Origin of the sequence: Pseudoalteromonas sp. MQS005 (assembly GCF_001661605.1) — a bacterium.
Taxonomy (GTDB): domain Bacteria; phylum Pseudomonadota; class Gammaproteobacteria; order Enterobacterales; family Alteromonadaceae; genus Pseudoalteromonas; species Pseudoalteromonas tetraodonis.
Genome location: NZ_LYRQ01000038.1, coordinates 13,470 through 26,929 on the forward strand (window position 1 = coordinate 13,470; position 13,460 = coordinate 26,929).

Below are 13,460 nucleotides of genomic sequence, written 5' to 3' on the forward strand. Positions count from 1 at the left end.
TTCCTTATCTAAAGCGTATTACCGTTATTTATTTAATAACGGTTTTAAGTAGTGCCCAGTATGAGAGCGCTGGCATTCAGCCACTTCTTCTGGTGTACCTGCAATCAGTATTTCACCGCCGCCAGCACCACCTTCAGGGCCTAAATCAACGATCCAGTCGGCTGTTTTGATGACATCTAAATTGTGCTCAATCACTACAATGGTATTGCCATGATCGCGCAGACGATGCAGTACTACTAATAACTGCTCTATATCTGCAAAGTGCAGGCCTGTTGTTGGCTCATCTAATATGTATAGCGTTTTACCGGTATCACGCTTAGAAAGCTCACGTGCTAACTTAATTCGCTGTGCTTCACCACCAGAAAGTGTTGTAGCGGCTTGGCCTAAGCGGATATAAGAAAGTCCAACATCCATTAGGGTTTTAAGTTTGCGTGCTATAGCCGGTATTTTATCAAAGTAGTCATGGGCATCTTCAACGGTCATGTCGAGCACTTGGTTGATGTTTTTGCCTTTATATTGTACTTCTAAGGTTTCGCGATTATAACGTTTACCCTTACACACATCACACGGTACATAAACGTCAGGTAAAAAGTGCATTTCTACTTTAATAACGCCATCACCTTGGCATGCCTCACAACGCCCACCTTTAACATTAAAGCTAAAGCGACCCACTTTGTAACCACGTGAACGGGCTTCTTGAGTACCCGCAAACAGCTCACGAATACCGGTGAAAATACCAGTATAAGTTGCAGGGTTTGAACGCGGTGTGCGGCCAATAGGGCTTTGGTCAATATCAATCACTTTGTCAAAGTGTTCAAGACCTGCAATTGACTTGTAAGGGGCCGCTTCTGCGGTTGTGGCACCATTAAGCTCAGTGTGAGCGAGTTTAAATAAGGTGTCGTTAATGAGTGTAGATTTACCTGAGCCCGATACACCGGTAATACAGGTCATTAAGCCAAAGGGTATTTTTAAATCAACATTTTTTAAGTTATTACCGGTAGCGCCAAACAGCTCTAACCATTTATCATTAGTAGCATGGCGCTCTTTAGGCACTTCAATTTTACGCACCCCCGATAAAAACTGACCGGTAACCGAGTCTTTGCTCGCTAAAATATCATCGCGTGTACCTTGAGCAATAACATGGCCGCCATGCACACCAGCACCTGGACCAATATCAATAATATGATCTGCCGCGCGGATCGCGTCTTCATCATGCTCTACAACAATAACGGTGTTACCTAAATCACGTAAATGCACTAAGGTTTTTAATAAACGGTCGTTATCACGTTGGTGTAAACCAATAGATGGTTCATCTAATACATACATTACACCTACTAATCCAGCGCCAATTTGACTCGCTAAACGAATACGCTGTGCTTCACCGCCAGAGAGCGTGTCGGCGCTGCGCTCAAGTGATAAGTAATTTAGGCCAACATTTATTAAGAACGATAACCGGTCGCGAATTTCTTTTAAAATCTTCTCCGCAATTTGGCCTTTTTGCCCAGTCAAATGCAAGCCTTCAAAAAAGCTCATTGCCTCACCAATACTCATATGTGTGATGGTTGGTAAGTTAGTTTGACCAATAAATACATTGCGCGCTTCTTGGCGAAGACGCGAACCTTTACAACTAGGGCACGCCTGGCTGGTTTGATATTTAGCTAGCTCTTCGCGTACAGAGTTTGATTCTGTTTCGCGGTAGCGGCGGTTCATATTGTTTAACACGCCCTCAAATTCATGATTACGCGTAATTAAATCGCCGCGGTCATTACGATAGCTGAACGCAATTTTTGTAGTACCTGAGCCATCTAAAATAATTTTTTGATGTTCTTTTGCAAGTTCCTGATAAGGCACATCTAAATCAAAGTCATAATGCTGTGCAACTGCTTGCAACATTTGATAGTAGTAAAAGCTGCGTTTATCCCACCCCTTAATTGCACCGCCAGCTAAACTTATTTCAGGATTATGAACCACGCGATTAGGATCAAAATACTGTCTTACACCTAAACCGTCACAGCTTTGGCAAGCGCCAGCTGGGTTGTTGAATGAAAATAGACGCGGTTCAAGCTCTGTCATCGCATAGCCACAGGTTGGACAGGCAAAATTTGCTGAAAACAGCATTTCTTCAGCATTGCTATCGTCCATAAACGCAATGTTGGCAACGCCGCCTGACATTTCAAGTGCTGTTTCGAATGATTCCGCGAGACGTTGTTGCTGGCCGTCTTTGACTTTAAAGCGATCAACCACGACTTCAATTGTGTGCTTTTTATGTAGATCTAGTGGTGGTGGATCAGATAGGTCGCACACTTCGCCATCAATACGTGCGCGAATGTAGCCTTGGCTTGCAAGCTGCTCTAATAGCTTTACATGTTCGCCTTTACGGTCTTTAACAACAGGCGCCAAGAGCATTAGCTTTGTGCCCTCAGGCAGTGCCAGCGCAGTATCGACCATTTGGCTGATTGTTTGCGCCGCGAGCGGTAAATCATGAGTCGGGCAGCGAGGCTCACCGACTCGTGCAAACATCAAGCGTAAATAATCGTAGATTTCAGTAATAGTTCCCACGGTTGAACGTGGGTTATGCGAGGTTGATTTTTGTTCTATGGAAATAGCAGGAGAAAGGCCTTCAATATGATCTACATCGGGCTTTTCCATTAATGACAAAAACTGCCTTGCATAAGCAGAGAGTGATTCAACATACCGGCGTTGCCCTTCTGCATACAGCGTATCAAATGCAAGTGATGACTTTCCTGAACCAGATAAGCCAGTAATAACAATTAGTTTATCACGTGGGATGGTTAGGCTGATGTCTTTTAAATTGTGCGTGCGGGCGCCTCGGACTTCAATGTTTTCCATGCTATCTCGTTTATTGCCAAAATTATTTGCTCAGTATCGCATAATACGCTGCAATATTAATCCTTGATCATCGAAAAAATCCTTAGTTATAGACGATTAATTCTTGCCAAGCTTGTGATAGAATCCTTGCCTAATTTTTTAACACAGTAAGATCACGCAAATAATGACCGCATCTTCACTTAATTCACGAGAAAAACGCGCCGCCGTATCGTTAGCGAGTGTGTTTGCATTTAGAATGCTCGGCTTGTTTATGCTGATGCCTGTTTTAGCTATTTATGGTCAAGAGCTTGAAGGCTTTTCACCTATCTGGATTGGTTTTGCAATTGGTGCGTATGGTTTAACGCAGGCCGTATTACAAATCCCAATGGGGAGACTTTCCGACAAAATAGGTCGTAAAAAAGTCATAGTCGGTGGTTTGGCAGTGTTTGCTTTAGGTTCGGTAATTGCCGCTTTGGCAGAGTCTATTCAAATGGTGACGGTAGGGCGTGCCTTACAAGGCATGGGAGCTATAGCCAGCGCATTATTAGCGTTTGCATCAGATTTAAGCCGTGATGAACAGCGCCCCAAAGTCATGGCGGTGATTGGTATGAGCATCGGGATGAGCTTTGCGTTTGCTATGTTATTAGGGCCGATAGTGGCAGCCTCGTGGGGCATTGCAGGCGTATTTTGGCTAACGGCTATTTTGGCTGTGTGTGGTATTTTTATAGTCACTATGCTCGTTCCTAGTGCAATAAATAAAGCCCCAAAAGGCGATACGCTTGCTAGTTTTAGTGACATTAAAAAATTGATTAAACACCCACAGCTGGCACGTTTAAATGCAGGCGTATTATTGCTGCATCTAACATTAACGACTATTTTTGTAGTATTACCAAGCCAATTAATTAAAGATGGTTTAGTGGCCGAAAACCATTGGCAGCTTTATATTCCGGTTTTATTTTTGGCGTTTTTTTTAATGGTGCCCGTGATGATAGTGGCGATTAAAAAAGAGAAAGAAAAACAAGCCTTTATTGGTTCAGTTATGGTTTTAATAGTAAGCATGCTAAGTATGTCTATGTGGGCAAACAGCGTTGTTGGTATTGCTGTTTGTATGCTGTTATATTTTGTTGCGTTTAACTTTTTAGAAGCCACTATGCCGGCTCTTGTTTCGCGTATTGCCCCTGCAAGTCAGAAAGGCTCAGCCATGGGTGGGTATTCATCGAGCCAGTTTTTAGGCGCTTTTTTAGGCGGCATGCTTGGCGGGTATGTAGCACAAACAACCAGTACGCAAGCTGTGTTTGCGGCGGCGGCACTTGTTGGGGTAATATGGCTTATTATTGCGTGGAAAATGCAAGTCCCACCGAAAAGCAAAGTTATTAGTTTAATGACCCAATTAGATTCTGAAGAGCAGGCACAAACACTGGCTTCTCAGTTAGTTGCTTTACCCGGCGTAATAGAAGCAACCGTAGTTCGCGATGAAAGTCGTAGCTACTTAAAGATTAATGATAAAGAATTTGACCTAGACCAAGCCCGAAGAGTGGCTGGTTTAATCTAACGTTTATAGGAGATGGTTCCATGGCACGCGGTGTGAACAAAGTAATTTTGGTTGGTAATTTAGGGCAAGATCCTGAAGTTCGTTACATGCCTAATGGTAATGGTGTAGCAAATATTACCTTAGCAACTTCAGATAGCTATAAAGATAAAAACACTGGCCAAATGGTTGATAAAACTGAGTGGCACCGTGTGGTATTTTTTGGCAAGTTAGCTGAAATTGTGGGTGAATACTGCCGCAAGGGATCACAAATTTACGTAGAAGGTAAACTTCAAACCCGTAAATGGACTGATCAACAAGGCCAAGAAAAATACACCACAGAAATCGTTGTTGATGGCTTTACGGGTCAAATGCAAATGCTAGGTGCACGCGGTGGCGACCAACAAAGTGGTGGCTATCAAGGTAACCAAGGTGGTCAACAAAGTAGTGGCTATCAAGGTAACCAAGGCGGGCAACAAAGCGGTGGTTATGGTCAAAATAACCAAGGCCAAAATAGCCAGCAAGGCAGTTATGCTCCACAGCAGCAATCTGCACCTGCTCAGCAGCCAGCACCGCAGCAAAACAACCAATACCAGCCACAGCAGCAAGGTGGTTTTGCACCACAACAAAATAGTGCACCACAACAGCAAGGCGGGTTTGCACCTAAGCCACAAAATGCACCGCAAGGTGGCGCATCAAACCCTATGGAACCAACAATCGACTTTGATGACGATATCCCGTTCTAGACAAAGACAAAACATCAAATGTTGAAAAATAATCTTAAAAGCCGCTTTTTAGCGGCTTTTTTATTAAAAAAATGACCGTATTCCATTTCTACAGTTTTTAAATCTGAATAAACACTTCCTAAAGTAAACATATGAATGTGTAAAAAGCACTGTGATACTGGTGTTTTTATTTTTTAAGCCAAGCCCTCCTTTGTTCAAACTAATATATAAATAATGACAGCTGTTTAGTTAACTAATTGAAGGCTAAATATAATGTTTATAAACATTAAGTACTAACTTTTAAACCTCCGCTAAACTTTTATTATTGGCTTGTACAATTGCAAATAGTAGACAACACTTTAATAACTTATTTGATGTGCCGGTGGGTTATGAAAGCCAGTAAATTTCACTTTACCAATTATTCAAATGCTTTGTTTTATGCTCTGTGTATCGCCTTGCTAGTTATTATTAATAGCGGTTTAAGTTTGGTTTTACAGCATCAAAACGAGCAAGTTGGTTTAAAGCTAGCGAAGCAATTGCAACAGCCATTGGCCAATGAAAATCAACTTATTGCAAATACGCCTTTTACGCTCGCCCCTAATAAAAACCCTATTTATATAGAAAAACAAAAACATTATTTTAGCGCTAACTCAAAGGGGATTTTGCTCTATTCATGGCCAGTTTGGTATACCTATAGCTATTTGTTTTTAATAATAAACGCGGTTTTTTTGCTCGCTATGTTTTGTATTCGACGCTTTAAAAAGCCTAAAACAATAAAAAACAGCACAATAACCTTTAAACGTCAGCAGCACTTTAATAATAAGAAAGTACGTTATGCACCCAAAGTGAGTTCTTTACAGCTCGCTCCAATAGCGACAACTAATGTGCAGGAAGCAATTAAATATAATGTATTTGCACTTATTCAGTGTGAATGCCATTTTGATGCAAACACTGACTTACAAGCGACTCTTAAAGTCTTATTGGCAAAAGACTTTATTAATACGACTGAAATATCCGTTAAGTTATTAACTGCAGGCAATTTCGCTTTTACTCTCAAAGGGATTGATGCAATTGATAAACTCAATTGCGCTAAATATTTACATCAATGCATTGTAAGTGCCGCTCATGTATTGGCGCCAAGAACTGCACAGAGGCATGTAAAAGTAGGTTTATGTACTTATTATTCAGAGGCTGATCAGGTTATGGTGTATCAGTTGGCAAAGTCGGCACTTACTCTTTCGCAGCAAAATCGAGTTAAGCATTATCACCAATTAGCGTTAAATTATGGTCATGTTCAAAAGCTCGATAGACACTCAATACCACAACGAATTAAAAAGCAAAAATTGGCTATTTTATTTCAACCAGTATACGAGCTCGATAGCGGCGCTATTATTAAGCATTACGTATCAATTAAAAGTAATGACAGGGGAAATAAACAATTACTTAATCAAGAAAGTATCAGTCAATTTTATAACGAAGGTGAGGCGCTATTGCACGATCAAGCGGTAGTTATGCAAGTAAAAAAACTATTGCTTATAGATAACTCATCGTCAGTTATCAGTATTAAGTTACATCCTAAAAACTGGTTTAATACCGAGTTTTGGAGCTGGTTAACTGCTTATATCAATGACTTAAAAAACCAACATACACTGCAATTTTCTATAAATGAATCAGAATTCTTAAATAATCAATTACGTTTGCAAGGCGCTTTTGCAGCAATAGCGGCACTAAACTGCAATATTGTAATTGATGATGTGAGAAGCAGTAAAAATATTTTTAAGTTTACGCTTAATAAACAAATATCAGGGCTTAACTTAGCTTCTGAACTTGTCCATGGGATAGAGCGCAGTAATTCACAACAAAAATACGTTAGGGGGATTGTGCATATAAGTAGATTATTGAGCTTGTCAGTATTTGCACTTGATGTAGAGACGCCTCAGGAGCTACAACTTTTAAAAGTAATAGGCATTAGCGGCGCGCAAGGAGGATATTTTTCTAAATTTCTTCCCAATTATACTCAAGTCGCATTTCACTAATGCTAAGCAATTAACAAGTTAAATACACTCTACACTAATTTGCGATATTTTAGCCCTTCTAAACCTTGCAACCCACCAGTATGTATTGCAATAATTTTGCTGTTAGGGGCAAAGTAATCATTATTGATGAGCTGCCAAAGTGCGTACATCATTTTACCGCTGTAAATAGGCTCCAAGGGTAATTGATGTTGATGCTGCATGTGTTGGCAAAACTGCCATAACTCAGCTGTAAAACGACCATATCCACCACCGTGAAATTGCGTAAGTAGTTGCCAGTTATTTTGTGATTTTGCTTTAGGGCTAAGAGCGCGTATTTCGTCCCGCAGGTAGTCGGCTTGCTTTAAAACAGCAATCCCTAGTAGGTTGATTTTATTTGAGCTGCCCTCTATCAATCCAGCCAAGGTGCCGCCACTGCCAGTTGGACAGATTAAGTAGTCGTGCTCAGGTAAACTCTGGGCAAGCTCTTTACATCCATCTATAGCAAACGAATTAGTGCCTCCTTCAGGTAGAATGTATGCGTTTGGAAAGCGTGCCTGTAATGCGGCTAAATAGGCTTCATCATGTCGTTGTTTGTACTCTATACGATTGACTGCATATAACTGCATACCACATTGCTGTGCAAATTTTAGAGTAGGATTATTTAGATCAAGCTGTGGGCCGCGCACAATTGCGTGGGTTGTTAAGTTAAACTCTTTACCAGCAGCGGCGCACGCATGAATGTGATTTGAAAAAGCACCACCAAATGTAAGTAATTCAGATTTACCCAGTTGTTGCATACGAACTAAATTGTATTTGAGCTTTCGCCATTTATTACCGCTGATAAGTGGATGCAATAAATCATCGCGCTTAATAGTTAAAGTTATTTTCTTGTCTGTTAGTAATTCACTGGTAATTGTTTGTAAATAGCTATGTTCATTAATACTGAATGGTATTGGCATTATCACTCTTTTTCATTAGTTACATGATGAATGTGCTGTGTAATAGCGTTATTTTGACTCAGTTTTTATTACTTAAGCAAACTAAAAAATATGAATACGCGGCTAAATTGGCATCTTAATAGCGTAAAATGCAGATAAATCTCGGTGTTGTTAAATAAATTAGCTATTTAGTACAAATGAAACGGTTATTTACTGGCATGAAACGGGATAATAGTTGTAAACTGAGATAATAAATGAACAAAGCTTGTGTTTTGTGCTTCAAGTACATAGCATAAGGTTTTATTATAAAAAATAATAATAACCAAATAATTGCCGCTTTTTTGGGACTGGAATATATGCGAATTGCTCCTTTATCTCTGTTAATTTCTGCTAGCTTTTTTGCAAGCACAGTATTTGCACAAGATACAACTACTGTAAACAGAATTGAATCAGAGATTAATACGAAACAAACAGAATACACTCGTTCAACGACGATGCTCGACAAATATTTAAAAGAAGAGAATCAACTTCAAACCCAACTTGAATTGCTGAGAACGCGTTCCACACAGCTTGATAAAGAAAAAAACCAAGCGTTGGATGCGATGAATGATATGTATCGACGTTTAATTGATAATCCGTCGCTAGACATTACCTCTGCACAATCGCGTTATCAAAAAGCCGTTGTTGATCAAGAACAAAATAAAAATGATATTTCTATGCAATTGGCGGCAATTGCATCCCATCTAAAAGATATTGAGCAAATTCGCGCTGATAAACATGCACTTCAAAACACGATTGAAAGCTTAAAAGTGCAATATACTACGGCGCGTGTAGAGCGATTACGCAATGAATTTACCCGAGAGGGTACGCTTGAAGTTGACCATACCATTAACTGTAAGCGCACTGAAACACTGGCGGCATGTGAGCAGAGCGGTCAGCAAATAGGGCTGAAAAAGGCAACTAAACGTTTTTTAGATCAAATATTTGAAAATCTTACAGAAAAACGTCTTGTTGAACCTAAGCGAGACATGGCAGGGGCACAAGTACAAATTTTAAGTAGTCACGTGATTAAGAGCGCATTTAGCGGGCAAGGTGATTACAACGTCAATTTAAGCGTTACTATGCGCGGAGATGTAAACAGCAGTCGTTTATGTCACTTACTTAGTGTGAATAATAGTTTTTGTTTAGAGTATGGTACCCCGCTGGCAAATACTTATCAGCCAGCTTATAGCACTACTTTCTCTGATAGTCAGTTAACATTCAGCGATAATGGGGATAATAAAGCCGCTGCCGTTGTCGCTAAAACAGTTAATAAAAAGCCTAAAGTGGTCGCTGAGAACAAGAAAGATCAATTAGTTCAGTTAACCTTACGCTCTAATGTACACGGCGATGAAGTATTTATTAATGATATTCGAGTAGGTTCTACTCGTTTGGTGACGAACTTACCACGTGGTTTGCATAAATTAGAAATACGCAAAGAAGGTTACATCCCTTATAAAGCACGTATTGACTTAAAAAAGACACGCACGCTTTTTGCTAAGTTAGAAAAAAAGTCAGAGTCGATTGCTGCACCGACTAAAAAGCGAGAGCAAATAATACAAGCAGATTGTCCTAAGGGAATGGAAATTGATACGCAGCCACCAACAGTGGATTCGTCAGCCGTAATAATCCCTGTTGGCACATTTAAAATGGGCGATATTAACGGCAATGGACTGGAAAACGAGCGTCCTGTTGTTGAAAAAACGATTAGTGAATCTTTTGTCATGCAAAGTAAAGAAGTCACTGTTGGCGCATTTGAAGCGTTTGTAAACGAAACGCAATATAAAACCGAAGCTGAAAAAGGCAAAGGTTGCGCATATTACCTCAACGGCGAACCTGTTTGGGAAGCAAGCTTAAATTGGGGTGCTCCAGGATTTGAGCAAACCAATGAGTTTCCTGCTGTGTGTTTGACAAAAAATGATGCTATTGCTTACGCTGAATGGTTTTCTGATAAAACAGCGCAAACGTATCGTTTACCTACTGAGGTTGAGTGGGAATATGCGGCGCGTGCAGGCACTGAGACAGAGTACCCATGGGGTAACGAAATTGGTAAAAACCTAGCTAACTGTGGTTGGTGTGGTAGCGAGTGGTCGAATAAACGCACGGCTCCGGTAGGGTCTTTCTCTGCAAATGCATTTGGCTTATACGATACTGTAGGCAATGTATGGGAATGGACTAGCAGCACAGGGAATAAAAAAGATGCCGTTGTTCGCGGAGGTGCATGGAATTTTGCCCCTAGCCTTGCTCGTGCATCAACGCGTTTAATTTTAGCGCCAGATTTTAGAGCTAATTATATTGGCTTTCGCTTAATGAGCGAACGATAATATTTAATGGGGAAGCGGTGCTTCCTCTTTTTAATGATTACAAAGACGGCTGCGCTTTACATTGCTCATTGTGTTGAGAATGTTAAAGTAAGCGCAACTACAATAAGAACGAATTTCAAAGGTCATCCAGCCTCATGTTTAAAAAACTCCGTGGTATTTTTTCAAACGATCTATCGATCGATTTAGGTACAGCCAACACACTAATTTATGTAAAAGAAGAAGGTATTGTATTAAATGAACCTTCAGTTGTTGCTATTCGTCAAGAGCGTGCTGGTGGACCTAAAAGTGTTGCATCTGTAGGTACAGAAGCTAAGCAAATGTTGGGCCGTACGCCTGGTAATATTAAAGCTATACGTCCAATGAAAGACGGTGTGATTGCTGATTTTTATGTTACTGAAAAAATGTTACAGCACTTCATCAAACAAGTGCACAATAATAATTTTATGCGCCCAAGCCCACGCGTGCTTATTTGTGTTCCTTGTGGAGCTACTCAAGTTGAAAAGCGTGCAATTCGTGAATCAGCAATGGGTGCAGGTGCTCGCGAAGTCTACTTAATCGAAGAGCCAATGGCAGCTGCAATTGGTGCCGGTTTACCGGTGTCTGAAGCAACGGGTTCTATGGTGGTTGATATTGGTGGCGGTACAACAGAAGTCGCTATTATTTCACTTAATGGTGTTGTGTATTCATCTTCAGTACGCATTGGTGGTGATAAGTTCGATGAAGCCATTATTAATTATGTGCGTCGTAACTTTGGTAGCTTAATCGGTGAAGCCACCGCTGAGAATATTAAACACCAAATTGGATCGGCATTTAAAACAGACGAACCAGTAGAGATAGAAGTGCGTGGTCGTAACCTTGCAGAAGGCGTTCCTCGTTCGTTTACGCTTAACTCGCATGAAATCTTAGAAGCATTACAAGAGCCACTAATGGGAATTGTAAGCGCTGTCATGGTGGCGCTTGAGCAGTCTCCACCTGAGCTGGCATCTGATATTTCAGCGCATGGTATGGTGTTAACTGGCGGCGGCGCATTACTAAAAGATTTAGATCGCCTGCTAATGGAAGAAACGGGCATTCCAGTGGTTGTTGCTGATGACCCACTTACGTGTGTTGCACGTGGCGGCGGCAAGGCCCTTGAAATGATTGATGTGCACGGTGGTGACGTTTTTAGTTACGATTAATGAAATCAATGTTTGAAAAAACGGTTTCTTTGCAACTGCGACTTTTTGTCGCAGTGCTTTTGAGTATCGTATTGATCCTTGGAGACAAGTACACGCAAGGTGGCGAGAACATTCGTACTAGTTTGAATACGTTGGTTAGTCCACTTATTTATGTTGCTAACCTACCTTACGAAGTATTTAGCTTTAGCGCCAAAAGTTTGCATACCCGTGAGCAGTTACTAACCGAAAACGAAGCACTCAAAAAGAAGCAAGTATTGCAAAGTGAGCAAATCCAGCAGTATGAGTTTTTAGCAAAAGAGAATCAAAAACTTCGTGCATTACTTGGCTCTTCCTCTAAACACACCAATCGTAAAATTATTGCTCAAGTACTTTCTGTTCATTCAAATCCTTATAGTCACCAAGTGGTGATAAATCGGGGAACCACCGATGGTTTAAGCGAAAGCCAAGCGGTGATTGATGATATGGGGTTAGTCGGGCAGTTGACTAAAGTTGGTTCAACAACCTCGCGAGTGCTGTTAATTACAGATACTACCCATGCAACACCGGTGCGTATATTACGAAACGATGTGCGCACAGTGGTTGAAGGTATCGGTAAAATTAACGTGCTAAAGCTATCACATGTGCCGCATAGCTTAGATGTGCGTATTGGTGATGTGCTGGTGACCTCTGGCCTAGGAGGGACCTTTCCTGAAGGTTATCCAGTTGCGGTGATCACCGAAATAACTCGTGATGAAGGCCAACCTTTTGCGCAAGTATTTGCTGAGCCGATAGCTCAATTAGATCGAATTCGGTTATTAGTGGTGTTATGGCTAAATCAGCAGGAGTTGATGGGTGATGATTAACCGTCATATGCTCTTAATCGCATTAAGTATTTTCTTTGCATTAGTAATGGCGCTAATGCCGTTACCTTTTTCACTTGAACCATTTCGTCCTGATTGGGTGCTGTTGGTGCTTATGTACTGGTCTTTAGCTTTACCGCATAGACTAAATATAGGGACTGCTTGGGTTGTTGGGTTATTAATTGACTTAGCAACAGGCTCCTCATTGGGTGTTAATTCCTTAACTTATTCAGTGTGTATTTTTGTTACTGCAAGTAACTTCCAAAAAATTCGCAATTTTTCATTGTGGCAACAAAGCCTACTTATAGGCTTGTTCTTAACGCTTTACCACTTAATGCAGTTTTGGTTAAATCACTTTTTACTTGGCGTTTATTTTAGCCCACATTACTTATGGCCTGTATTAACAGGCATGTTGAGCTGGATATGGGTATTTTTATTACTTCGAAAATACCGTAGACATTTTAGGATCAGATAATGACTTGCGCAGTATATTTAGCCTCCGCGTCTCCCCGTCGTAAAGAGCTTCTAACCCAATTGGATATTGAATTTTCACAGTTTAGTGTTGATGCCGATGAAAGTCAGCTTGCTAATGAACTCCCGCATGACTATGTAGAGCGTTTAGCGCGTTTAAAGGCGCAAATGGGCGTAGAGCAAGGTTATACTGACCGGCCAGTGCTAGGTAGTGATACTGTGGTGGTGATGGATAACCAATCATTATGTAAGCCTCGAGATAAAGACGATTTTACTCAAACCTTAAAGCGCTTATCAGGGAACACGCACCAAGTGTTAACTGCCATCGCTTTTGCTACATCAGATAAAGTACTCAGTTGTGTGGTCAGTACAGATGTCACCTTTAAAACGCTCAGTGATGAAGAAATACATGCTTATTGGCAAACGGGCGAGCCTCAAGATAAAGCCGGTGGTTACGGTATCCAAGGGTTAGGTGGGCGCTTTGTAACGCATATTTCGGGTAGCTATTTTGCCGTTGTCGGCTTACCTTTATATGAGACAGAACAATTATTAAATACATTCTTAAGAGGGTAGC

At 40.9% G+C, this 13,460-nt stretch carries 10 protein-coding genes; 8 read left to right on the forward strand and 2 right to left on the reverse strand.

Annotated elements, in window-relative coordinates:
• Positions 1 to 24: 24 nt before the first annotated feature.
• Positions 25 to 2,850 (reverse strand): excinuclease ABC subunit UvrA, encoded by a 2,826-nt coding sequence (gene uvrA, locus A9479_RS13410; RefSeq protein WP_064663656.1) that lies wholly within the window; start codon positions 2,848 to 2,850, stop codon positions 25 to 27.
• A 163-nt stretch (positions 2,851 to 3,013) separates the two neighbouring features.
• Here uvrA and A9479_RS13415 point away from each other — a divergent pair, with 163 nt between their 5' ends.
• The 3 genes from A9479_RS13415 (at position 3,014) to A9479_RS13425 (ending at position 7,118) form a co-directional block, all read left to right on the forward strand.
• On the forward strand, positions 3,014 to 4,381 hold the full coding sequence (locus A9479_RS13415; protein WP_024602150.1) for an MFS transporter: 1,368 nt from the start codon (positions 3,014 to 3,016) through the stop codon (positions 4,379 to 4,381).
• 20 nt (positions 4,382 to 4,401) lie between these two features.
• Positions 4,402 to 5,103, forward strand: coding sequence for a single-stranded DNA-binding protein (gene ssb, locus A9479_RS13420; RefSeq protein WP_024602151.1), 702 nt, complete (start codon positions 4,402 to 4,404; stop codon positions 5,101 to 5,103).
• Positions 5,104 to 5,471: 368 nt separating this feature from the next.
• A complete protein-coding gene (locus tag A9479_RS13425; RefSeq protein WP_064663657.1) occupies positions 5,472 to 7,118 on the forward strand; it encodes an EAL domain-containing protein in 1,647 nt (548 codons plus the stop codon).
• Positions 7,119 to 7,147: 29 nt separating this feature from the next.
• Here A9479_RS13425 and A9479_RS13430 read toward each other — a convergent pair whose 3' ends face one another.
• A complete protein-coding gene (locus A9479_RS13430) occupies positions 7,148 to 8,056 on the reverse strand; it encodes a 1-aminocyclopropane-1-carboxylate deaminase/D-cysteine desulfhydrase (protein WP_064663658.1) in 909 nt (302 codons plus the stop codon).
• A gap of 335 nt (positions 8,057 to 8,391) precedes the next feature.
• Between A9479_RS13430 and A9479_RS13435 the strand changes: the two genes are divergently transcribed.
• The 5 genes from A9479_RS13435 to A9479_RS13455 all read left to right on the forward strand — a co-directional run bounded on the left by A9479_RS13435 (position 8,392) and on the right by A9479_RS13455 (position 13,459).
• Positions 8,392 to 10,398: a formylglycine-generating enzyme family protein gene (locus A9479_RS13435; protein ID WP_064663659.1), complete on the forward strand. Its 2,007-nt coding sequence runs from the start codon at positions 8,392 to 8,394 to the stop codon at positions 10,396 to 10,398.
• Between the two features lie 134 nt (positions 10,399 to 10,532).
• Positions 10,533 to 11,576, forward strand: coding sequence for a rod shape-determining protein (locus A9479_RS13440; protein WP_013463921.1), 1,044 nt, complete (start codon positions 10,533 to 10,535; stop codon positions 11,574 to 11,576).
• A complete protein-coding gene (gene mreC, locus A9479_RS13445; protein WP_016900309.1) occupies positions 11,576 to 12,418 on the forward strand; it encodes a rod shape-determining protein MreC in 843 nt (280 codons plus the stop codon). Before A9479_RS13440 ends, mreC begins: the two co-directional genes overlap by 1 nt.
• The gene (mreD, locus tag A9479_RS13450) at positions 12,411 to 12,890 is read left to right on the forward strand and encodes a rod shape-determining protein MreD (protein ID WP_016900308.1); all 480 of its coding nucleotides are present in this window, start codon (positions 12,411 to 12,413) and stop codon (positions 12,888 to 12,890) included. The genes mreC and mreD overlap by 8 nt, the downstream gene beginning before the upstream one ends.
• On the forward strand, positions 12,890 to 13,459 hold the full coding sequence (locus A9479_RS13455) for a nucleoside triphosphate pyrophosphatase (RefSeq protein WP_064663660.1): 570 nt from the start codon (positions 12,890 to 12,892) through the stop codon (positions 13,457 to 13,459). The genes mreD and A9479_RS13455 overlap by 1 nt, the downstream gene beginning before the upstream one ends.
• Position 13,460 lies beyond the last annotated feature (1 nt).

Excerpts from the sequence above, each read along its gene's own strand:
- A9479_RS13435 (WP_064663659.1), top strand. The coding sequence starts at position 8,392 with ATGCGAATTGCTCCTTTATCTCTGTTAATTTCTGCTAGCTTTTTTGCA.
- ssb (WP_024602151.1), top strand. The coding sequence starts at position 4,402 with ATGGCACGCGGTGTGAACAAAGTAATTTTGGTTGGTAATTTAGGGCAA.
- A9479_RS13455 (WP_064663660.1), top strand. The coding sequence starts at position 12,890 with ATGACTTGCGCAGTATATTTAGCCTCCGCGTCTCCCCGTCGTAAAGAG.
- mreD (WP_016900308.1), top strand. The coding sequence starts at position 12,411 with ATGATTAACCGTCATATGCTCTTAATCGCATTAAGTATTTTCTTTGCA.
- A9479_RS13430 (WP_064663658.1), bottom strand. The coding sequence starts at position 8,056 with ATGCCAATACCATTCAGTATTAATGAACATAGCTATTTACAAACAATT.
- A9479_RS13415 (WP_024602150.1), top strand. The coding sequence starts at position 3,014 with ATGACCGCATCTTCACTTAATTCACGAGAAAAACGCGCCGCCGTATCG.
- A9479_RS13425 (WP_064663657.1), top strand. The coding sequence starts at position 5,472 with ATGAAAGCCAGTAAATTTCACTTTACCAATTATTCAAATGCTTTGTTT.
- A9479_RS13440 (WP_013463921.1), top strand. The coding sequence starts at position 10,533 with ATGTTTAAAAAACTCCGTGGTATTTTTTCAAACGATCTATCGATCGAT.
- mreC (WP_016900309.1), top strand. The coding sequence starts at position 11,576 with ATGAAATCAATGTTTGAAAAAACGGTTTCTTTGCAACTGCGACTTTTT.
- uvrA (WP_064663656.1), bottom strand. The coding sequence starts at position 2,850 with ATGGAAAACATTGAAGTCCGAGGCGCCCGCACGCACAATTTAAAAGAC.